The 21,153-nt window shown below is 68.5% G+C and carries 21 protein-coding genes; 11 read left to right on the forward strand and 10 right to left on the reverse strand.

Annotated features, from left to right (window positions below; translation table 11 throughout):
* Positions 1 to 7 precede the first annotated feature (7 nt).
* Positions 8 to 3,562, reverse strand: coding sequence for a GH92 family glycosyl hydrolase (locus tag AB0M73_RS17080; RefSeq protein WP_363891554.1), 3,555 nt, complete (start codon positions 3,560 to 3,562; stop codon positions 8 to 10).
* A gap of 212 nt (positions 3,563 to 3,774) precedes the next feature.
* Here AB0M73_RS17080 and AB0M73_RS17085 point away from each other — a divergent pair, with 212 nt between their 5' ends.
* Positions 3,775 to 4,191 carry a hypothetical protein gene (locus AB0M73_RS17085; protein WP_363891555.1) on the forward strand — a complete coding sequence of 139 codons (417 nt, stop codon included), beginning with the start codon at positions 3,775 to 3,777 and terminating at the stop codon, positions 4,189 to 4,191.
* Here AB0M73_RS17085 and AB0M73_RS17090 read toward each other — a convergent pair.
* Positions 4,184 to 4,630: a hypothetical protein gene (locus AB0M73_RS17090; protein WP_363891556.1), complete on the reverse strand. Its 447-nt coding sequence runs from the start codon at positions 4,628 to 4,630 to the stop codon at positions 4,184 to 4,186. The genes AB0M73_RS17085 and AB0M73_RS17090 overlap by 8 nt on opposite strands.
* Before the next feature lie 419 nt (positions 4,631 to 5,049).
* Complete coding sequence (locus tag AB0M73_RS17095) at positions 5,050 to 5,841, reverse strand: hypothetical protein (RefSeq protein WP_363891557.1); 792 nt, start codon at positions 5,839 to 5,841, stop codon at positions 5,050 to 5,052.
* Positions 5,842 to 6,215: 374 nt separating this feature from the next.
* Here AB0M73_RS17095 and AB0M73_RS17100 point away from each other — a divergent pair, with 374 nt between their 5' ends.
* The gene (locus AB0M73_RS17100) at positions 6,216 to 6,830 is read left to right on the forward strand and encodes a TetR/AcrR family transcriptional regulator (RefSeq protein ID WP_363891558.1); all 615 of its coding nucleotides are present in this window, start codon (positions 6,216 to 6,218) and stop codon (positions 6,828 to 6,830) included.
* Positions 6,831 to 6,995: 165 nt separating this feature from the next.
* Positions 6,996 to 7,784 carry a zinc-binding dehydrogenase gene (locus tag AB0M73_RS17105; protein ID WP_363891559.1) on the forward strand — a complete coding sequence of 263 codons (789 nt, stop codon included), beginning with the start codon at positions 6,996 to 6,998 and terminating at the stop codon, positions 7,782 to 7,784.
* A 47-nt stretch (positions 7,785 to 7,831) separates the two neighbouring features.
* Here the strand turns inward: AB0M73_RS17105 and AB0M73_RS17110 are convergent, their stop codons facing one another.
* The 3 genes from AB0M73_RS17110 to AB0M73_RS17120 all read right to left on the reverse strand — a co-directional run bounded on the left by AB0M73_RS17110 (position 7,832) and on the right by AB0M73_RS17120 (position 10,141).
* Positions 7,832 to 8,425, reverse strand: coding sequence for an IS3 family transposase (locus tag AB0M73_RS17110; protein WP_363891560.1), 594 nt, complete (start codon positions 8,423 to 8,425; stop codon positions 7,832 to 7,834).
* A gap of 317 nt (positions 8,426 to 8,742) precedes the next feature.
* Complete coding sequence (locus tag AB0M73_RS17115) at positions 8,743 to 9,372, reverse strand: NAD(P)H-binding protein (RefSeq protein ID WP_363891561.1); 630 nt, start codon at positions 9,370 to 9,372, stop codon at positions 8,743 to 8,745.
* 1 nt (position 9,373) lies between these two features.
* Positions 9,374 to 10,141, reverse strand: coding sequence for an inositol monophosphatase (locus AB0M73_RS17120; RefSeq protein ID WP_363891562.1), 768 nt, complete (start codon positions 10,139 to 10,141; stop codon positions 9,374 to 9,376).
* 90 nt (positions 10,142 to 10,231) lie between these two features.
* Between AB0M73_RS17120 and AB0M73_RS17125 the strand changes: the two genes are divergently transcribed.
* The 6 genes from AB0M73_RS17125 to AB0M73_RS17150 all read left to right on the forward strand — a co-directional run bounded on the left by AB0M73_RS17125 (position 10,232) and on the right by AB0M73_RS17150 (position 17,778).
* On the forward strand, positions 10,232 to 11,152 hold the full coding sequence (locus tag AB0M73_RS17125; RefSeq protein WP_363891563.1) for a LysR family transcriptional regulator: 921 nt from the start codon (positions 10,232 to 10,234) through the stop codon (positions 11,150 to 11,152).
* A gap of 442 nt (positions 11,153 to 11,594) precedes the next feature.
* Positions 11,595 to 12,650: a glycosyl hydrolase 53 family protein gene (locus AB0M73_RS17130; protein ID WP_363891564.1), complete on the forward strand. Its 1,056-nt coding sequence runs from the start codon at positions 11,595 to 11,597 to the stop codon at positions 12,648 to 12,650.
* A 144-nt stretch (positions 12,651 to 12,794) separates the two neighbouring features.
* A complete protein-coding gene (locus AB0M73_RS17135) occupies positions 12,795 to 13,838 on the forward strand; it encodes a rhamnogalacturonan acetylesterase (RefSeq protein WP_363891565.1) in 1,044 nt (347 codons plus the stop codon).
* A gap of 25 nt (positions 13,839 to 13,863) precedes the next feature.
* A complete protein-coding gene (locus tag AB0M73_RS17140) occupies positions 13,864 to 14,757 on the forward strand; it encodes an alpha/beta hydrolase (protein WP_363891566.1) in 894 nt (297 codons plus the stop codon).
* Between the two features lie 26 nt (positions 14,758 to 14,783).
* Positions 14,784 to 16,256 (forward strand): glycoside hydrolase, encoded by a 1,473-nt coding sequence (locus tag AB0M73_RS17145; protein ID WP_363891567.1) that lies wholly within the window; start codon positions 14,784 to 14,786, stop codon positions 16,254 to 16,256.
* A gap of 19 nt (positions 16,257 to 16,275) precedes the next feature.
* Complete coding sequence (locus tag AB0M73_RS17150; RefSeq protein ID WP_363891568.1) at positions 16,276 to 17,778, forward strand: family 43 glycosylhydrolase; 1,503 nt, start codon at positions 16,276 to 16,278, stop codon at positions 17,776 to 17,778.
* Positions 17,779 to 17,862: 84 nt separating this feature from the next.
* Here the strand turns inward: AB0M73_RS17150 and AB0M73_RS17155 are convergent, their stop codons facing one another.
* Positions 17,863 to 18,243, reverse strand: a complete 381-nt coding sequence (locus AB0M73_RS17155; protein ID WP_363891637.1) for a hypothetical protein — start codon at positions 18,241 to 18,243, stop codon at positions 17,863 to 17,865.
* On the opposite strand from AB0M73_RS17155, the gene AB0M73_RS17160 reads away from it, so the two are divergent.
* On the forward strand, positions 18,170 to 18,634 hold the full coding sequence (locus AB0M73_RS17160; RefSeq protein ID WP_363891634.1) for an RICIN domain-containing protein: 465 nt from the start codon (positions 18,170 to 18,172) through the stop codon (positions 18,632 to 18,634). The two genes, AB0M73_RS17155 and AB0M73_RS17160, sit on opposite strands and share 74 nt — an antisense overlap.
* 31 nt (positions 18,635 to 18,665) lie before the next feature.
* Complete coding sequence (locus AB0M73_RS17165; RefSeq protein ID WP_363891569.1) at positions 18,666 to 18,935, forward strand: hypothetical protein; 270 nt, start codon at positions 18,666 to 18,668, stop codon at positions 18,933 to 18,935.
* A gap of 152 nt (positions 18,936 to 19,087) precedes the next feature.
* Here the strand turns inward: AB0M73_RS17165 and AB0M73_RS17170 are convergent, their stop codons facing one another.
* The 3 genes from AB0M73_RS17170 to AB0M73_RS17180 all read right to left on the reverse strand — a co-directional run bounded on the left by AB0M73_RS17170 (position 19,088) and on the right by AB0M73_RS17180 (position 20,761).
* Positions 19,088 to 19,291 carry a hypothetical protein gene (locus tag AB0M73_RS17170; RefSeq protein WP_363891570.1) on the reverse strand — a complete coding sequence of 68 codons (204 nt, stop codon included), beginning with the start codon at positions 19,289 to 19,291 and terminating at the stop codon, positions 19,088 to 19,090.
* Complete coding sequence (locus AB0M73_RS17175) at positions 19,288 to 19,548, reverse strand: hypothetical protein (RefSeq protein ID WP_363891571.1); 261 nt, start codon at positions 19,546 to 19,548, stop codon at positions 19,288 to 19,290. The genes AB0M73_RS17170 and AB0M73_RS17175 overlap by 4 nt, the downstream gene beginning before the upstream one ends.
* Positions 19,549 to 19,759: 211 nt before the next feature.
* Positions 19,760 to 20,761: a pectinesterase family protein gene (locus AB0M73_RS17180; protein WP_363891572.1), complete on the reverse strand. Its 1,002-nt coding sequence runs from the start codon at positions 20,759 to 20,761 to the stop codon at positions 19,760 to 19,762.
* Between the last annotated feature and the right edge of the window lie 392 nt (positions 20,762 to 21,153).

The following is a 21,153-nucleotide window of genomic DNA, read 5'->3' on the forward strand; positions in this document are numbered from 1 at the left end:
TCCCTTCTCACGGGGTGAGCGCGATACCGTCCGGCACGGTGCCGACCGTCACGGCGGGGCCGACGGCGCCGGTGGCGACCGTGATCGGCCGGACGTCGTTGGAACCCGAGTCGACGATCCACGCCGTCGCTCCGTCGGAGGTGAACGCGGCGGCATACGGGCCGGCGCCGGTGGCGATGAGCGGGCTGACCGCGTTGGTGGCGGTATTGACCGGCAGCACACCGCCGCTGGCCGCCGTCACATAGAGCCGGCTGCCGTCCGGTGAGAGCGAGATTCCGGCCGGCGAGCTGACCAGCGCGATGGTGGCGGTGACGCCGGTCGCGTCGATGACCGACACCGAGTTGCCGCCGGCGTTCCCGATGTACGCCGTGCCGCCTGCGCCGACCGCGACGCCGAACGGCTGCGCGTCGACGGCGACCTGGCGTACCACGGCGCGGCTGGCGGTGTCGATCTCACTGGCGGTGCCGGAGCCCTGGTCGGCGACCCAGAGGTCCTTGCCGTCCGGGGAGATCGCCAGCCGTTCGGGGTTGGCGCCGACCTTGATCGGCGCGCCCGCGGTGTGCGTCGCCACGTCGATGGGCTGCACCGTGCCGTCGCCGTAGTTGCTGACCCACACGGTCGTCCCGTCCGGAGAGACCGCGGGGTCGGCGGCCACCGAGCCGACGGGGATCGTGGCGATCACCGTGTTGTCCGCGGTGGAGATCACCGACACGTTGTTGCTGTTGTTGTTGGCGACGTAGACCTCCGCGCCGTTCGGCGTGACCACGACGCCGTCCGGGCCGCTGCCGACCGGGATCACCGGGCCAGCCGTGCCGTTGGCGCGGTCTACCGGCGTGACCGTGTTGTCGGAGTAGTTCGACACGTAGGCGGTGGGGATGGTCTGGCCGGGGCTGGCCAACGTGACCAGGATCTGGCTCTTGGCGATCACGGCGCCGTTGCTGGCCTTCGCCGCGATGGTGACGGCGTAGAAGCCGGCGGTGGCCTGCGGACTCGCGCTCACGGTCAGCGGCGTTGAGGTGCTCGCGCCGGCCGCCACCGTCGAGGTGCCGGTCGGCGGCCCGAAGGTGATGCCGCTGTTCGGCGACGACGCCGTCCACGTCACGGTGGCCGGCTGGCTGCCGAGGGAGTTGTCCACCAAGACGTTCACCGTGGCGTTGGCGCCGGGCGCGAGGCGGATCTGCGCCGGATCGATGCGTACCTGCGCTCGGGTGGTCGGTGGGAAGGTCACCGGCCCGGCCCCGAACGACGGCGGCGCGTCGGAGGCGCCGGTTCCCCAGCCGCGGTTCGGTTGCGCGCCAACGGTGAAGTCGAGCCGAGTGGTGCCGGGGTGGTCGGCGAGCATCAGCCACGTGTGCGTGCTCGGCCGGTCGTCGACCCGCACGCTCTGCACGTACGGGTTGGCGTCGCCCGCCCCCGGCGCGGTGATCTCGATGCGGCGTCCGTTGCCGGCCGTCACGGTGACGTGGTCGAACAGCGGCGTGCCCAGCACAAGCATCGGCACGCCCGGCGTCTGCGGGTAGATCCCCATCGCCGCCCACACGTACCAGGACGACAGCGCGCCGAGGTCGTCGTTGCCGGGCTCGCCGCCGGGCGTCGGCCCGTACAGTCGCGCCATGATCGCCCGGACGGTCGACTGCGTCTGCCAGGGCGCGCCCACGCTGTCATACACCCACGGGGTACCCAGGTCGGGCTCGTTGCCGGCCCACTCGTTCGGCTCGTTCGGGCCGGCGTTGAGCTGCGCGAAGAACTGGTCCAGCCGCGCGCGGGCGGCGTCCTTGCCACCCATGCCGCCGATCAGCGCGGCCAGGTTCTGCGGCACCATCCAGGTGTACTGCGCGGCGTTGCCCTCCTGGAACCCGGTCTGGCCGAACCCGCCGCCCATCGCCAGCGGATCGCCGGGCGGGAACGCCCCGTCGCCGTCGCGGGGCCGAATGTAGCCGGTGGCGGTGTCGAACAGGTTAGCCCAGTTCTGCGAGCTCTTGGTGAACGCGCTGGCGATGTCGTTGCGGCCGACGGCGCCGGCGAGCCGGGACACGGCGAAGTCGCCGAGCGCGTACTCCAGCGTCTCCGACGCGCCGTTGGGCACCGGCGAGATCGAATCCGCCTGCGTGTTCGGCACGTACCCGTTGGCCAGGTACCCCGCGTTGGACGGGCGTTCGACGTACCAACCCTGACCGGGAGCACCGCTGCCTTTGGCGCCGTGCACCATCTCGTCGACGGCGTGCCGCCCGTCGAAGCCGTGCGCGCCGAACGCCCACGCCCCGGCCAGGATCGCATCGGCCGGGTCCCCGTTCATCACACCGGATTCCCCATTGGCCACCGGCCATTTCGGCAGCCAGCCCATCTGGTCGCCGGCGTTGAGCAACGAGGTCGCCATGTCGCTGGCCTGCACGGGATCCAGCAGCGCGATCAGCGGGATCTGCGAGCGGTAGATGTCCCAGCCGGAGAAGTCCGTGTACTGGGCATGGCCGCGTGGAACGGTGTGCAGCTTGCCGTCGAAGCCGGGGTACCGGCCGTCGGCGTCGCTGAACAGGCTGGGGTGCAACAAGGAGTGGTAGAGCGCCGTGTAGAAGGTGCGCTGCTCGGCCGGTGTTCCGCCGTGCGCCTGGATCTTGCCGAGCTGGTCGTTCCACGCGCCGCGGGCGGCCTTCGCCGTGCGGTCGAAGGCGAATCCGGCATCCTCGGCCCTGAGGTTGGCCCGCGCCCCATCCTCGCTCACGTACGAGATCGCCACCTGCATGCCGACCACCGGGTCGGCCGTGGTGTCGAAGGTGAGATAGCCGCCGGCCACCACGCCGTTGCCCTGGGTCGTGTGCGACTGCTTGGGCACCGAGATCTGACGGGCGTGCGCCGACACCGCGTCGGCCGTGCCGCCGCCCCAGGTTCCGGACGACGTGAACGCGCGGTCGAACTTGGCGGCGAAGTACACCGTGTACGAATTCGGCTGGCCGCAGAAGTGGCCGCTGCTGACCGAGCCGGCGATCTGCCGGTCGCCGATGGTGTGGAAGGTCGCGTTGGCCGAACCGTTCTGACTGTTGGCGACCTTCACCAGCAGCTGAGCCTGCGCCGTCGGCGGGTAGGTGAGCCGCGCCAGCCCCGTGCGGTCCGTCGCCGTCAGCTCGGTGCGGACCTGCCCCAGCGTCACGGCGTAGCTGCCCGGGCTCGCCTGCTCGGTGGCGTGGCTGAACGGCGCGCTGGCACTGTCCGGCGAGCTCGGTGCCGCCCCCACCAGCGGCAGGAACGGGATGTCGCCCGCCACCGCGCAGCCCGCGCCGGACAGGTGGGTCAGGCTCAGCCCGGTGATCTGGCTGTCCGCCGACGAGTACCCGCCGCCAGCCGGCCGGCTCGTCGTGTCCGGGCTGAACTGCGTCATCCCGAACGGCATTGACGCGCCTGGGAAGGTGTCGACGTCACCCACCACCGCGCCACCGCTGCCGGTCCCGACGAAGGGATCCACCAACGCCGCGGGATCGGCCACCAGTGGCGCCGCCAGCGCCGGGGTTCCGGCGAGCAGCATGGCCAGCACCGTGCCGGCAGCAAGTCCGAGCCGACGTCTTGACATCGTTGTCGCTCCCGTCACAGGTGCAAGGCGTGCGGGATTCTGCCCGTACGCCGCGACAACGGGCAAGGTCCGATAGTCGGGTCCGCGGGTCCCTGATTTCCGGGACTCACGGTCCGTCGCGATGACCTGTCCCGGTGACATCCCGGCGAACGCCTGTTCGATCCGCCCGCGGTTCGCTGTCAAGGTCTTACCGGCGCACAAGGGGAGGGCACGTGGCGGGACGACGCACGGGTAAGGGCGATCCTTCTGCCGGCACGGAGTCGGTGCTGCGCCAGCTGGTGACTGAAGGGCCCACGCCGCAACGGTTTCTCGCCGCGCTGCCGGCGATCCTCGTTGTGGTGGCGGCGCTCGCGGTGTTCCGCGTCTCGGTGACGGTGCCGTTGTCGGCGTACGACAACCCCGACTGGTACAACGCCCGCGAACTGGCCTCCCAGTCGACGAGCATGCACGTCGACGGCGCGTGGTCCCGGATGGTCACCGCCGTCGGCTCGCTGAGCCAGCGGCACCTAACCTCACACGTCGCCACTCGCATCACACGACCGTGGCCACACCCACCGACAATCGCCGGGACGACGGGAGGTGGCCGTTTCCCACCCGTGTGGGAAACGGCCGTTCAGCCGATCAGCTGACGTTCGGGCACTCGTCGTCGGCCGACAGGGTGCCGTACTTGCCACCGACCAGGTACGCGGCGCTGACCCACAGGGGCATGCTGTCATCCGGGCTGATCCGCACCCAAATGTAGTTGATGACGCCGTGCACCGTGACGCTGTCGCCGACCGTCCAGCAGTAGCCGTTGACGAGAACGCCTGGCTTCAGCACGCCGGCGAGCCGGCAGACGGTGGACGGGCACTTCTCGCGTTCTTCGTCGTCGTGCCAGGCCAGCACCTTCGTGATTTCCACGGTGCCATGCGGTGCTGCCTTGCCGGCCGCGGCTCTGGCCGGGGTGGCCGCGGTGGCGGCCGGGGTGGCCGCGGTGGCGGCCGGGGTGGCCGCGGTCGCGGTGGCCACCCCTCCCAGCAGCATCGCGAACACCAGGCCGAGGGCGGCGGTGATCCGGACGATCGTCATGGGAGTCCTTCCTCGTGGTTGTCGATCACCAGGAATGACGGCCAACAAGGCAAGACAGTTGCCGAAGGGTCACGCTGGTTGATCCCAGCAACCTGTTGGCGCGCGACACGTCCCAGGGGCCACGGGCAGCGTGACCACAGCAGTGCTCGTCTTCGCGGCGGTGGCGATGTGACCTGCGACGGGAAATCGCCGCCACCTCAGGGGAATCACGCCGCTGCGCTCATCCCCGGCTCATCTCGCCGCTGGCGATCTGGCCGGGCCGATCAGGACCCTTGACGAGCTCGCCGTCCTGAACGCGCAGGTAACCCCGCCAGCGCGGACGACGACGGTTCGAGCATGGCATCGGTCGCACCGCCATTCAACAAGTAGCCGCTGACCGGCAACTCGTCGGGCATAGCCCGCTCCCACCAGAAGTGCGGCTACGCCGGGTTCTCCGCGACGGCGAGGTAGTCCGTGTAGATCTGCGGCGAGCCCGAGAACGAGGCCAGCTGCTTCCACTCCTCGTACATCTGCTTGGTGTCGCGGTGGGCGGCCGCGAACTCCGCGGCCTCGCCGGTGGCGATGTCGGGCTCGGGGTAGAAGACGTCCAGCGCGTCCAGGCTCGCGATCTCCATCATCATCACGTACTGGTCGAGGCGGTTGCCCCGCTCGCCCTTGAGCACGTGGAACCGCCAGTCCGGGTAGTCGTCGACCCGGTGGTGGTTCTCGGCGATGAAGCGGTCGAACATCTCCTCGGTCACACCGGCGCGCAACGCCAGGTTGTGGATCCCGACGACCCGGGCGACGGGCTCCTCCCCCGGGCGGTCGCGGTAGCGGGGGCCGGGCGTGACCGTGCTCCGCGGATTGTCGGCCAGCAGCCGGTAGTCGGTGAACAACGTAGGCAGCTCACCGAACGTGCCCAGCTGCCGCCATCGTGCGAGCACAGCCTCCGCCTCGGGGTGCCGCGCCCAGAACAGCCGGGCCAGCTCGGTCTGCTCACCCCGGGCTGTGACGTAGCGGTCGCGTTGCTCGGCGCTCTCGATCTCGTACAACATCAGGTACTGCCCGGTCCGCTCTCCGCGCAACCCGCGCAGCAGAGTCCACCGCCACCCTGGGTACAAGGGCAGGTGAACGCCTTCACCACGTACGAAGGTCTCGAACTCCTCCGGCGTGACACCCGCCTCCGTGTCGATGGCGATGTACTGGAAGGTGAACACCGACGAGCGTCCCATTGCGTCCAATCCTCGGGTCGGGAAAGGGAACGCGCGTCCGACAAGCACGACTCCCCTGCATCACATCCTGCCAGCTCTATGCAACGGCGCCTGCGAGCCTTCCTCCGCACCCTGGAGGTCGCCGCCGACGTGACCGACGAGTTCGTCGCGCGCTTGGTCGAGGTTGGTGCTGGTCTGGGGTCAGTTCGTGCCATCCGGACCGGTGTGACCACAACGGCGTTGGGGCCGGCTTGTCGCCGGCAGTCCCGACGTAACGCTCGCTCATGCCGACGAGCGGGCAACTGACAGCTGACCTTGGACCGGCGGGGACAGTCGCGGCTTGTGGGTTGGATCGAACCGCGGTACTTTCGATACGAGCCGGTAGCGTAGCGGAAGTGGGAGGCGCCATCAGTGCTTCGGAACCCAGCGGCATGACACGGCCCTCGGCGATGGGACGGCCGCGGGATTCCGGCCGTGACCTGGCCATCCTCGACGCGACGCTGGCACTGTTGACCGAGGTGGGATACGAGCAACTCTCGATGGAGGCGGTGGCCGGTCGTTCCGGTGCAGCAAAAACGACGATCTACCGCCGATATCGGGACAAGGCGGAACTGGTCGCCGCGGCGGTCGAGCACCGCGCACCCGCAAAGCCCCCACAGCCGGGAGGCGAGACCCTGCGGGAGAATGTGCACTCTCTGGCGGCATGGCTCGCGCAGAGCATCTCCGAACAGGACGTTGGCCTGCTGGGGGCGCTGTTCGCCGGCATGCGCAACGACGCGCGGCTCGCCCAGGCGATGCGGCGGATCCTGCGGCGGGACGAGACCGCGATGACGGATGGACTTGTCCGCCGAGCGGCCGAGCGAGTGGCGCCCGGGGCAGCACCGTTGTTCGCCGAGGTCGCTTCCGCAGTGATCGTGCATCGCGTCGTTGTCGTGGGCGAGCCGTGCGACGCAGCCTTCGTCGCGCATCTCGTCGACGACATCCTCCTGCCACTCCTGCGTCGTGCCTGAGCGTCCTCGCACGCGATCCGGCCGAGTCGAATCACTCACAACCTGGGGGCCACGATGAAAGCGGTGCGCTACGACCGGTTTTCGGGCATCGACGGGATCTACCTCGCGGACGTCCCCGAGCCCGTGGCCGGCCCGGGCGAAGTGGTCGTTCGGGTCTAGGCCGGTGTGCTCAACCCTGGGGCGCTTCCGGCGCTGCGCGGCAGTTCGTACACGCCGGGCCGCGATCTCGCCGGTGAAGTCGTCGCGGTCGGCGCCGACGTGCTCGGCTTCGCTGTCGGTGACGCGGTAGTGGGCTGGCTCCGGAGCTGGGATGCCCACGCCCAGTTCGTCGCCATCCCCGCGGTCCAGTTGGTGAGCAAGCCGCAATGCCTGTCCTGGGACGTGGCGGGCTCGCTCTACACCACACCGATGGCGGGTCTTGGTGCGATCCGGGCGGTCCAACCCCGGCCGGGCGAGACGATCGTGATCTCGGGCGCATCGGGCGGCGTCGGGTTCACCGCCGCCCAGCTCGCAGTCCGTGCCGGAGCGACGGTGATCGGTCTGACCAGCGCCGCGCATTTCGACCTGCTCCGGCACCATGGCATCGAGCCTGTTCGGTACGGCGACGGCGAACGGGAACGGATCCTCGCCACGACCGACCGAGCTCATGCCTTCATCGACACCGTCGGAGGAGACTACATCGACCTCGCCATCAATCTCGACGTTCCGAGAGACCGCATCGACACCGTCGTCGACTACCGTGGAGCGAAAGAGAAGGGCGTCAAATCCCTCGGAACGACCGACGCCGGCGGCCCCCCGGCACTGGCCGAACTGGCCGCCCTCGCCGCCGCCGGCGACCTGCACATTCCGATCGCCGCAACGTACCCACTCACCGCTGTACGCGACGCCTATCGGGCCTTGGCCGACCGCAAGACCCACGGGCGCATCGTGTTGCACCCCCAAGATCTCGCCTGAGCCACCCTTGATCCTCACCCAGTTGGGCGGAGCCGGGTTACTGGAGTTCAGGCTACTGGAGCGATCCTGACGTGTCGGAGTTCGTACTCGATCGGGGTGAGCATCCCGAGCGTGGTGTGGCGTCGGCGGCGGTTGTGGAACATCTCAAGGTATTCGAACAGAGCGTTGGCCAACTCCAGGCGCGTCCGCCATCGTCGGCGGTCGAGGAGTTCAGTCTGCACGCGTCCCCAGAACGATTCGATCATGGCATTGCCATAGCAGTCGCCGATCGACCCCATCGACGGAAGCAGTCCAGATTCCTTGGCACGTCTGGTAAAAGTCCATGACGTGAACCGCACTCCATGGTCGGAGTGGATCACCGTCTCCGACCACGGCGACCGGTTCGCGATGGCCATCCCGAGCGCGTTGGTCGCCAGCGCGGCGGTCTGGCTGGAGTCGATCGACCAACCGACGACGCGTCGGGAGTGCACGTCGAGCACGACCGCGCAGTACACCCTTCCTTCAAGGGTGGGGTGTTCGGTGATGCGGATAGGCCGCCTGGAGGGCAACGGGTTCCGCATCGTGGTGCGCAATCTCGACGAGCGGGTGGCCCAGTGGCTGACCGACCGGCCGAAGATCAAGCACTCCTTCGAACGCGTCATTCGAGTGGAGCGCGCTGCTGCGGCGACACGTCGAACGCTCCTGCGGCGACGACTGGTGCACGGTGCGTCTGGAGGACCTCGAATACGCCTATCCCGGCACCCACGCGGCCGCGGCGCGGGTACTGGCCGCCAATCCCGAGCTGGTGCAGAACAGGTACTCGATCGAACCGGGCCCTGTTCGAGATCGTGGACTCCGCCCTGCACATCACGCGACTGTTCGGCGGACGGGTGCACACCCCGGAATGCGTCCGGTCGGGCAAGCCCGTTCTGCGAGCAGGTGGATCGTGAGTTCCGCCGCACTGGGCCCGACAAGCACCTCAACGCCGTGGCGCGTGGTCGACCGGAATGACGGTCTGGCCCGGAAAGCGAGGGGTCAGGGCTTCGTCGAGCATTGCGGCGGCGACGGTGGATCGGCTGACGGTTGCCGGAAACAGCCGTTTCGGCGCCTTGTCCAGGGGCAGGGTGCAGCGGGTGGGGCTGAGCGGGCCGGCGCCGAGGGGGCCGGCGTGGAACACGGTGCCGCCGGCGGCCAGGACGGTGACGTCGGCGGCGACCTTGTCGGCCAGCTCGGCCCGCATGAAGACGGCGAGCAAGGTACGAGTCAGGGCACCGGCGGCCCGGGCCGACTGCCCGCTGCCGTAGGCGCCCAGCCAGATCACGCGGGGCACGCCGGAGGCGACCGCGGCCTTGGCACCGGCGGTGAGGGTGCCGACGTCTCCCTTGGCGTTGCCGAGGCCGGACAGGAGGACGTCGCTGCCGACGACGGCACGGGCGAGAGAATCCGGATCATGGACGTCCGCCGCGGCCTTGGTCAGGCCGGGGCGGTCGGAAAGCGGGATGCGCCCGGGATCTCGCGCAATGGCGGTAACCTCGAGCCCGCGGTCGAGCGCCTCCTGCACGAGCAGGCGTCCGGTGGCGCCGGAGGCGCCGAGCACGGCGATCCGCATGTCACACCGTCCGCAGGATCGACAGGAATTCGCCGTGCAGGCCCGGCGCCGCGGCGAGGATGTCGGTGTCCCCGGGCTGCCACGGCTCGCCGCGCAGGTTGGTGACGACCCCGCCAGCCTCGGTGACCAGCAGCACGCCCGCCGCGACGCCGATCAGGTCGCACTCGTACTGCCAGTAGACGTCGACGTGGCCGGCGGCCACATCCAGCTGGGGAAAAGTGCTCGGCACCGTCGAGCGGACGAGCAGCGCGCGGTCGAGCAGGGCCGCCATCGCATCGCCGAACTGTCGGTTCTTCGTCCGGGGCTGGGTGGTCGTGACGAACGCGGCGTCGACGTCCTTCTTCGTCGAGACCGTTAACGGCTGCCGGTCGACGAACGCACCGCCGCCCCGAACCGCCGTCCAGGTCCGCCCACGTACCGGCTCATAGACCACAGCCAGCACCGGCAGGTTGTCGCGGATCAGCGCGACGGTCACCGACCACTGGTCCATGCCGTGCACGTAGTTGACCCCGCCCTCGATCGGATCTCCAGCCCACCATTCGCCCGGTGCCAGGACGCTCATCTCCTGGTCGCTGTCGACCCAGCGGGCCTCGGGCCGGATCGCGGACAGCGCCGGTTCGAGGATCGCGGTCACGGTCGCGTCGAGACGACGGCCGGCCAGGGCCATGTCGTTCTTGTCGGTCGGGCGCGCGTTCTCGCCGTACTCGGCGAGCAACGCGTCGCCCGCACGGCGAACCGCGGCGGTGACGTCAGTGAGCAGCTGTTCCATGGCCGATTTCCTCTCCGTTGACCTGCGAACAGCGTCTCGAAGCCGGTCAGTTAAGTCCAGTGCACTGTGTTGACCTTATGATTTACCCTCATGCAACTGGATCTGAATTTGCTGACCGCCCTCGACGCCCTGCTCGAGGAAGGCAGCGTCATGGGCGCGGCGCAGCGGCTGCACCTCTCCTCGCCCGCGATCAGCCGCACACTCGGCCGTATCCGCAAACTCACCGGCGACGAGATCCTGGTCCGGACCGGCCGAACGATGACCCCCACGCCGTACGCGCAATCGGTCCGTGAGCAGGTCAGTGAGCTTGTCCGGCAGGCCAACGCGGTGCTCGCCCCGAGCCGAGAGCTCGACCTCGACGGGCTCGACCGCACGTTCACACTCCAGGCGCACGACGCGCTCACCCTGTCGCTCGCACCGCCACTGCTCAACGCGGTCGCCGCACTCGCACCGCAAGTGCGGCTGCGTCTCCTGGCCGAGGGCGCCGCCGACACCGACGACCTCCGGCACGGCCGGGTCGATCTCGAGATCGGCGCCGACCTGCCCGCACGGCCCGAGTTCGGCGCCGAGACCATCGGCCACGACCGACTCGTGGTTGTCATGCGGCCCGGCCATCCGTGCGCCGGCCAACTGGACCTGACTTCTTTCACCGCACACCAACACATCCTCGTCTCGCGACGCGGCCGCCTCGCCGACCCCATCGACGATTCCCTTGCCGCGCAAGGCCTGCGCCGACGGGTGCTGGCCGCGGTCGGAACCACCGCCAGCGCCCTGCACATCGTCAGCCGCAGCGACTGCCTCCTGACCGCGCCCGAGTCCACCTGCCGACCGCTGATCGACGCCTTCGGTCTGGTCACAGCGCCCCATCCGGTGCCGGTCCCGCCGGCGCCGATCATCTGCACCTGGCACCAGCGATATGACGCCCACCCGCCCCACAACTGGCTGCGCTCACAGGTTCGAGCCGCGCTGGCCACCGTTCTTCCGAGCCCACTGCCAGTCGACCAACGCTGACAGGACAACAGGTGTGAGCACGAGGACCTGACGGCGGCCGATCAAGGCCACAGCCGAGGTTCTCCTCCAGGCGTGCTCTCAGCAGGCAACCATCCGGACGTCGTCGTTCCCGGTCAGTCGCCATTGGGCTCCTTCACATCCTCGACCTTGCGCTGTGTGCCGTCACACGGTGCTGCCGTGGAAGGCTGAAAATTTCACCGCGATTCGCATGGCCGAGCCGACCGGCTCCCGGCGAGCAGGGTGACGGCGGGGGTCGGTGTGTCGCAACCGAATCCGCAGGCCCACCGACCCGGCGACGTCGTGCGACACCACGGGAGGTCGGCGTTCGCGGTCGCGGCGCTGGAGCGTCGACCCTTGAAACGATCTCCTAGGAGCGATTACATCACGTGGTTGGTAAGCGCTTTCCACACCCTGTCTGGTCGCTTATCGAAGGAGCTCGCCAGTGAACGACAAGCCAGAAAACGGGTCCGCGCAACTGGGACGGCGCAGCGTGCTGCTCGGCGCGGCGGCCGGCGCGGTCCTGCTCGGCACGAGCGCCCTGCCCCGAGGCATGGCCGCCGCCGCACCGGCCGCAACGACGTTCATGAAGGCCGTCGACGTGAGCTGGGCGCCCCAGATGGAAGCCCACGGCTACAGCTGGAAGAACGCCAACGGGCAGACCCAGGACCTGCTGACCATCCTCAAGGGATACGGCATCGGCGCCGTTCGGCTGCGCACGTTCGTCAATCCCTCCAACGACCCGGCCAACGGCCACTGCGGCATCAACGAGGTCGCCGCCTTCGCCAAGCGCGTCAAGGCAGCCGGCATGTCGATCATGTTGGACTACATGTTCGGCGACACCTGGAACTCCGTCGGCGTGCAGAACCCGCCCGGCGCGTGGAAGAACATGAGCTACAGCCAGATGCTCACAGCGATGAACAACTACGTGAGCCAGACCATGAACGTCATGAAGGCCAACGGGGTGCTGCCCACCTGGGCGCAGATCGGCAACGAGATCAACAGCGGCATCTGCCACCCGGTCGGCAGCGTCGGCAACGGCGCCCAGCTCGCTGGCCTGCTCAACGCCGCCTACAACCAGGTCAAGCAGGTTTCGCCGAGCACGACGGTGTGCATTCACTTGGCCCAGCCGCAGAAGTATCCTTCGATGCAGACGTTCTTCAACGCCTACAGCGGCCACGGCGGCAAGTGGGACATGTCGGTGTTCTCCTCCTACGGCAGCGCCAGCCTGGCCGACGGCATCGTGGCCAACATGAAGAAGATCTCCGACGCCTACCACAAGCCGTTCATGCAGTCCGAGTTCGGCGGCCCGGTCAGCAAGGCATCGTCAACCGAGGCTTCGCTGGTCGCGTACATCAAGGCGCTCAAGAACAACGGCGGTCAGGGCATCTTCTACTGGGAGCCCGAGTGCATGTCGCCGTTCACCGGTTACGGCAACGGGGCGTGGAACTCAGCCACCCGGCAGCCGACGGTGATCATGAACGGCTTCCAGCAGGCGTGAGCGGGAGACCGCCGGCCATACCCGTGCCACCACGGCGAGCACCAGCGGTGGCACGTCCGGTGCCGGGGCAGGGTTCAAGCGGCGGGTCCCTGCCCCGGCCCGACCCAAAAACGCCGCCATCGCAACCAACGAAGGACCCCGGCCATGCCGACTCCCCTGACCCGAACCGCCCTTCTGCTGGCTGCCGGCACGGCGGCCGCCGCACTCGGCGCGGTGGCCCCGGCGACCGCGGCGGTGAACCCGTGCACCGGCACGGTGTGCTCGTTCGCCGTGCCGCCGGGGACGTACGAGATCACCGTCACGGTGGGCAGCAAGACGGCCGCCGCCGACACCGGCCTGGACGTCGAGGCCCACCGCATCGTCCTGGCGCCGGTCGCCACCTCCGCCGGACAACTCACGCAGCGCTCAGTCACCGTGAACGTGCGCACCCCCGAGAGCATGCCCGACGGTCAGGAGGGCAAGGGCACCGCTGGGCTCCAGGTGTACCTGACCGGCAAGGCGCCGGCGCTGGCGAGCATCCAGGTGACGGCTCGCCCGCACACGCCGCAGCAGTTCGTCATCAGCGACTCCACCGCTGCTGACTGGCTCCACGGCCCGAAGCACGGCTGGGCTCAGGAGCTTCCGCAGTACTTCCGCGAAGGCATCAGTGTCGCCAACTACGCCGACTCCGGGTCGAGCACCGTCAGCTGGCTGGCCAACTCGAGGCTGTTCGCCACCGTCCGACAGTTCATCCAGCCCGGCGATGAAGTGCTGATCCAGCTGGCACACAACGACAAGACCACACCAGAGACGACATACCGAGCCAACCTCGGGAAACTGGTGGCCGGCGTTCGCGCCCGTGGCGGGATGCCGGTGCTCGTCACTCCGCCGGTGCGACACTTCTTCAACTCCGACGGCACGCTCACCCCCACCGGCCTGATCGTGAACAACCTCGGCGTCAACCTGCCGGCGGTGATGCGTCAGGTCGCCGCGAGCGAACGGGTCCCGCTACTCGACCTCACCGCCGACAGCGCGGCACTGCTGGAGAAGCTCGGGCCGACCGGCTCGTGGCCGCTCTACCTCGGCACTCAGGTCACACCAACCGATTCCTCCCACTTCACCCCGTACGGTGCGACTGTGATGTCCGGGCTGGTGGTCAAGGAACTGACCGCCGCCCACCTGCCGGCCGCGGCCTTCATCCGCGGCTGAAGTCTCCACTGCTAAGGAGCAAAGAATGACTGTGCAACGGCGCGAGTTCCTCGCGATGAGCGCGGCCGCAGCGGCGGGCGTTGGCGCGTGCCTGCTCGGCGCCCCGTCGGCGAGCGCGGCCAGCACCACGCTGGGCGCGCCCACCCAGCAGTTCCCCGTCGGCGTCCGCCAGTATGCGTGGAACCGCGGCAGCCGCAAGGTGACAACCTATGTCTACTACCCGGCCGCCACCGGCACGCCGGGCGGCGCCCCGGTCACCAACGCGCCCGTCGCCAAGGGCGCGTTCCCCGCCTGCGAATTCATGCACGGTTTCAGCAGCAGTCCGCAGAAGTCCCTCGCGGTGATCCAGCCCCTCGCCGCGGCCGGGTTCATCGTCCCCGCACCGTACTTCCCCAATCTCAACATCAACGACGTGTACAACGGGACACAGGCCAAGGACATCTCCGAGCTGATCACGCGGACCATCGCCCTGAACACGGCGGCCAACGACCCGCTGGCCGGCCACATCGACACCAGGGCCGGCTTCGGTGTCTCCGGGCACTCGATGGGCGGGATGACCACCCTGAGCCTGCTGACCACCGCGGCGGACAGCCGCATCACCGCCGCCATCCCGATGTCCACTGTGGACATGGGCGCTCCGAGCAGTGCGGTGCACGCCAAGGTGCTGTTCATGCACGGCGACAAGGACACCACCTGCCCCATCTCCTCCGCCCGCACCGCGTACAAGAAGCTGGCCGCGCCCAGGGCTTTCCTCACCTTCCGCGGCGCCAGCCACACCAGCTACTTCGGCGACTCCCACACCCGGACCACGTTCGTGGACTGGATGCGGTGGAGCCTGTACGCCGACACCCCCGCCCGCGACCGGCTGTCGGCCGACGCCACCTCCAGCAAGACGTCGTGGGAAGCCGTCCTGGCCTGAGCAGGAGACCGGAAGGAACGAACACCTTGCGATCGAAGCGAACCAACTTCCTCGCGGCCGTGCTGGTCATACCGGCCATCGCCCTGTGCACCACCGCCGCCACGGCCGCGACGGTGGCCCAGGTCTCGTCGTCGCCGGCCCAGACCATCCAGAACATCGGGGCGTCCGGCGCCTGGTGGGTCAACGACCTCGTGCGCTTCTCCGCGGCCAACCAGCAGCGGGTGGCGTCGCTGTTGTTCGGCCCAGAGGGCATCAGGCTGTCGTCGTACCGGTACAACATCGGTGGCGGCGGAGTCGGGGTGCAAGCCGGTGATCGGGCGCCGCAGACGCTGCTCACCTCGCCGGGACACTACGACTGGAGCCGCGATCCCGGGGGCACCGCCTTCCTCCGCTACGCCGCCCAGAACGGCGTGCCGGACATCATCGGGTTCGTGAACAGCGCGCCGGCGACGTGGACGTCCAACGGCAAGTCCTGCGGCGGCAACCTGAAATCGGGCTCCACCCAGGCCTACGGCTCCTACCTGGCCGACATCGTCGCGCACTTCGCCGGTGAAGGCGTGAAGATCAACTATGTCAGTCCGATGAACGAGCCGGTGGCGTCCTTCTCCGCCTGCAACCAGGAAGGCATGGCGGTCCCGGTCAGCCAGCGCGACGACATCGTGCGGGCGGTGGGCCAGTCCCTGGCCGCCCGAGCGCCGTCAACGCGGATCATCGCCGACGAGTCCGACCATGTCGACCGGTTCCTTTCCCAAGTGCCCCAGTGGATCGGCCAGCCCGGCACCGCGCAGTACGTGGCGGCCCTGGCCCACCACACCTACGACTTCCCGGGCGACACCACCCTCGCGCAGATACCGGCGATGGCCGGAAAGGTCGGCAAACCCACGTGGGCCACCGAGATCTGCTGCTGGAACAGCAGCACCAAACCGGCGTACGGCGCACAGTACGACCCGACCATCACCGGTGCCCTGACCATGTCCAGCATCATGTTCCGCGACTTCACGGTGGCCGGAGATTCGGCGTTCCAGTGGTGGACCGCGTTGTCCAAGGTCATGGGTTGCAACCCCGCCGGCAGCTCGTCCTGTGCGACCACCGTCAACAGCAACGGCTACAACGACGGCCTGATCTACTACGACCCGAACTACGCCGCCAACGGCAACCAGAACCTCTACCTGACCAAACGGTTCTACGCGCTCGGCCAGTACTCCAAGTTCGTGCGCCCCGGATCCGTACGGCACGCCGTGGCCGGCGCGCCCAACGGCGTGCAGATCATGGCGACGTCGCAGGGCGGTGACTGGACGCTGGTCGTCAACAACCTGAACACGAGCGCCCAGGCCGTGAGCGTGCGACTGCCGTCGACCGGCGCCTCGGCGAGCGCGGCGTACCGCACCAGCGCCGGCGAGAACATGGCCGCGATCGGCCTGCCGACGGTGTCCGCGGACACCGCCTCCCTGCAACTGCCGGCCCAGAGCATCACCACGTACGTCTTCCACGCCGGCTGACTCCACCAGAGGACACACCATGGCCACGAAGACAGCCGGGCGAACGATCGCCCCCCTGCTGCTCGTCATCACCGCCGCCCTGACCTTGCTGGGCGGCCTCACCGGCCTGAGCGCCGCCGCCCCGTCCGCCGCCGCGACAGTCCAGAACGACGTGTTCTGGAAGGACACCGCCGGAAACCCGATCTACTCCCAGGGCGGCGGGGTGATCAAGGTCGGCGCCACCTACTACTGGTACGGCGCGAAGTACAACGGAGCGGTCACCTACTACAACAACCCCGCCAAGGGCAAGACCGGCGACACCTCGTTCAGTGCAATCACCGTCTACTCCTCCACCGACCTGGCCCACTGGAAGTTCGAGGGCAACGCGCTGACCGCCTCGGACGTGGGCGGCGGCGGCTGGGTCGGCCGCGTCGGAGTCGCCCACAACCCCACCACCGGCAAGTACGTGCTGATCTCCCAACTCAACAGCGGGCTCGTGTTCGCGACCAGCAGCACACCGGCCGGGCACTTCGCCGTCGCCGGCACCCAGTCGAGCATCGGCAACGTCACCACCGGCATGTCCGGCGACCAGTCCGTCTTCACCGACGACAACGGGCAGGCCTATCTGGCCTTCAGCAACAAGAGCGGCCGGTCGCACCTGTACGTCGCGCCGCTGCGGACCTCGGACTTCCTGCACGTCGAAACGGCCACCAACATCTACAACAGCTCGGCCGGCGGCCGCGAGGGCAACATCATGTTCAAGCACGCCGGCACGTACTACTTCTGCTCCTCCGACCTGCACGGCTGGAACGCCTCCCACACCTACTGCATCGCCTCGTCGAAGATCGCCGGCGGTTACGGCGCGGAGTTCGTGCTCCAGGGCACCGACGCCGACTTCTCGCACGTGACCCAGACCGGCCTCGCGTTCACCGTGACCGGCTCAGCGGGATCGTTCGTGGTGTTCGGCGGCGACCGCTGGAGCGACTTCGCGGGCAACGGCATCGGCTACAACCAGTGGCTGCCCATCACCTTCAACGGCACGACGCCGGTCTTCCACTCGCTCAGCCAGTGGAACGTAGACGCCGCCGCCGGAACCTGGTCGGCCGGCAGCGGCAACAACTACGTGCTCAACCCGAGCTTCGAGGCCGACCGCGTGACCCAGGCCGCGCTGGCCGGCTGGACCAACTCGGGCGGGGTCGGCGGCAACAAGTCCGGCGGACACACCGGCCGCTGGGCGTTCACCCAACGCTCGTCCTCGGCCTACACCGCCAGCACCTACCAGAACATCTCGCTGCCCAACGGCACCTACACGCTGTCAGCCTGGGTGCAGAGCGGCGGTGGGCAGACGGCGGCGGCCGTCTTCGCCAAGAACTTCGGCGCGGGCGAGCTGAGCACGTCGATCAACCAGTCGATGAGCGGCTGGACCAAGGTGAGCGTCAACGGCATCACCGTGACGACCGGGTCGATCCAGATCGGTGTTTCCGCCAACGCCAACGCCGGGAACTGGGTCAACGTCGACGACTTCGGTCTCGTCCGCGGCTAGAGCATCGAAAATGTCGAAATACTCGCATCCACCTCGATGGCGACCTCCTGCCGCAACACAACCTGGTCACATCGGCCTAGCGGCTTACGCGCATTGACGTATGCTCCTGCGCGCTATGGACCCCTTGACGGAATGGTCGCGGCGCGAACTCCGGCGGCGTGGCAGGACGGTGGCGGTGTACGCGTCGACCGCGGGCGCGCTCGTCTGCTCGGTGCTCATCTTCCTGGCGACCAACTCACCGACAACGGTTCGCGTCGCAGACGCGCAGCCACCGACGGACTGGCAGTGGTCGGTCACTCCGACGACCACACGAACCACGTCGTCGGGGGCCGCCCGGCCGGTCGAGACACCGTCATCGAGCAGCGGCGCCCCATCATCGACGACGTCGGCCGTGACCACCAGGCCGACGTCGTCGACGGTCTCGACGTCGGCCGGGACCACGACCTCGCCGGCCGCGGCCAGCACGAGACTGCGCGCCCTTGGCGCGGGCAAGTGCCTTGACGTGCCGAACTCCATCACGACCGAGGGCGAGCAACTGCAGATCTACACCTGCGACGGCCGACCCAACCAAGCCTGGACGTACACATCGTCCGGTCAGCTCATCGTCACGCTCGGCGACACGATCCGCTGCCTTGACAGCAACAACCAGGGCACGACGCCGGGCGCCAAGGCGGTCACCTGGGAGTGCACCGGCCAGCCCAACCAGCAGTGGTCGCTGCGTCCCGACAGAACGGTCGTCAGCCTCCGGTCCGGACTGTGCCTTGACGTGGCCAACTCGTCCACCGCGAACAGCGCACGGAATGTGATGTCACCCTGCGACGGCCGCAGCAGCCAGCAGTGGGCCCTGACCTCCTAGCGGCCGCCGCGGCCAACGGGATCGCTTGCCGGTGACCACTCCCGTGCCGGTGTCGACGCTCAGCTGCTGGTTCCTGGCCATGGACATGGTGGTGCGGCTGGGAAAGGTCACCAGCCATGCCGGGGAACGCGTGTGGCTCCAGGGAATATCCCTCAAGTCGTTCTTCGAGTGGGGCAAGGTCAACGCCGCTCTGTGCCGTGCCCTGGACAACGGGGTCGATGTGCGCATCCTCCTCGATCCCGACTCCGAGCGGGCGAAGTTCCGTTCCTACCGCGAGCACGACCTCTCCGACCACTACTAGCGGCGCAACGCGAACTATGCGGACCACCTGAAGAACGAGCGACACCAACGTGACCATCAGCAAGGTCTGCGGCTCGCTCGGCCCCAATGGGCAACAATGATCCGGGGATCTTCCTCCGGGCGCGCCATGTGCACACGTCCACGGGCTTGGAACTAGTCGGGCTGGACGGAGTCCCCGTTGAAACGCGTAAGGCCGAGCAGTCCCAACCCGTACAGGAAGTCCAGGTCATCCGGCGCCGCGTCCTGGCCGAGCACCAGGGCGCGCGGGCCATCGGTCCGGTGGTTGTCGTCCGTGTGCGCCGCCAGATAGATGACGGGATCAGCCTTGCGCGCGACCAGGTAGCGGTATGTCGTCACACCGCTGGCATCGGTCGAACAGGCGCGGACGACGATGTGGTCTCCGGTGCGCCGAGCCGTGACCAGGACCCACCTGACTTGCCGACCTCGAACACGGCGCCCGCACCGGTGTCGACCAGGTAATGGCGGGCGTGATCGGCGAGGCCGAAGACCGAGGGGGCCGCGTCGGTGGCGGCCACCGGCACAGCGGTGAGCGCCGACAGGCCTGCGCCCACACGAGCAAGCATTGCTCGACGGGGCAAGCGCTCTGCCATCATGTGTGCTCCTCGGGTGGTGGTGCTGGACGCTAGACGCACCTGAGCACTCCACACAAGGCGGCAAGGCTTGTCTCGAATGGAATCGGGGCCATCGAACCAATCGAAGCCCCAGGTCGGATCATCCTATTCGGACCGGAGCCACGGCTGGACGATCAGCGCGGCCTGTCAAGCGTCGTCGACGCAATGCACCACGACCGAGGGATTTCCGGCGCTACCGCACCGGATTCCAGCCGTCGCTGCCGGCCAGATACTTCTGCGCGGTGAAATTCGCGGCATTCGCGTCACTTGTCTGCGGACGGTCGCTGGTGCCGACGCCGGCTCCGGCACCGGTATTGCGGAATTCGCTGAACCGGCAGGTCTTCCAGGAGAAACCGCCCATGTCCTGCCAGGCCCCGGCCTGGCGGATGTGCGCGGCCATCGACGACTCGCGGATCAGCACCTGACCGATCGCGTCGGTGGCGCCGCCGGCGTGCCAGCAGCGGCCCAGCGCGACGGTCCGGGCCGCGGCCGAGCTCACGAACGTCGACCTGGTGATCAGGATGCCGTACCGGTTGCTGGCATTGGTGGCCGCGGCGGTGATGTAGCCGTTGTTGGCAGTGCCACGGTCCAGGGAGTGGATGGTCGTGGAGTCGACGACCAGGGCTCCGTTGCCGTAGATGAAGTCGACGGCGCCTTCGATGTAGCTCTGGTAGACGTACTGGCGGACCTGCGAACTTCCGGTGCCGCCCCAGGACAGGAACGTGTCCTGGTAGCCCAACAGCCGTACGTTGCGGTAGATCTGCCGGTCCCCGCCGGCGTACAGGGCCAGTGCCTGGCTGTCGTGCGCCGCGTAGACGTTGGCGATGGTCAGTCCCGTGATCGTGCTGTTCCTGGCCAGGTTGAGCACGGTCGCGCTACCCGCGGTACCGGCGGTGGACGCGGGAGTGTTGCCCGTGATCACCACGTCGGTGGCGGTCCCGGTCGCGCCCTGCAGCGTGATGCCCGATTTGCTCGACGGTATGGACACCTGGCCGTGGTAGGTGCCCCGCTTCACGGTGATGACGGTGCCCGAGGTCGCGGCCGCGAGCGCCGCCTGGATGGTGGTGTAGTTGCCTGACCCGTCCGCTGCCACGGTGATCGTGGCGGCGGCGCGCGCCGGGGTGATGAGCGCGATGGCGACCAGCGGCAAGGCGACGAGGGCCGCAGCGGTCCGGCGTGTGCCATGCGGGGACATGCGTGCACCTTTCCTCGATGCTCGTTGGCTTTTCGCAGTATCGAAGGGCGTTGTGTCAGCCGCAAGTCCGGGTGACGGACACTCACCTCGACCGCAGCTCGCCGGTGAAAGTTTCAAACCCGACACCGCCCATACCGCAGCCAACGCACGCCTTTCTCGACCAACACTGAAATGATCTTCTATTCCGGGCTCGATGCGGTAAACGCTTTCCCGTGCGCTGTGGACACCCCATGAGAAAGCCGCTGTGGTGGGTTGGTCGGGCAGCGGCGGGTCCAGCAAAGCCCACTGCGCATCGGTGACATCCGACGCGTACCGGCGGACACGCCGCGCGGACTGATGAGTCGCGAACAACCGACAGCGCGGGGCACCCGCGGTGGCATCGCCCGCGGGTA

Origin of the sequence: Kutzneria sp. NPDC051319, from assembly GCF_040682195.1 — a bacterium.
In the GTDB taxonomy this organism is placed as follows: Bacteria; Actinomycetota; Actinomycetes; order Mycobacteriales; family Pseudonocardiaceae; genus Kutzneria.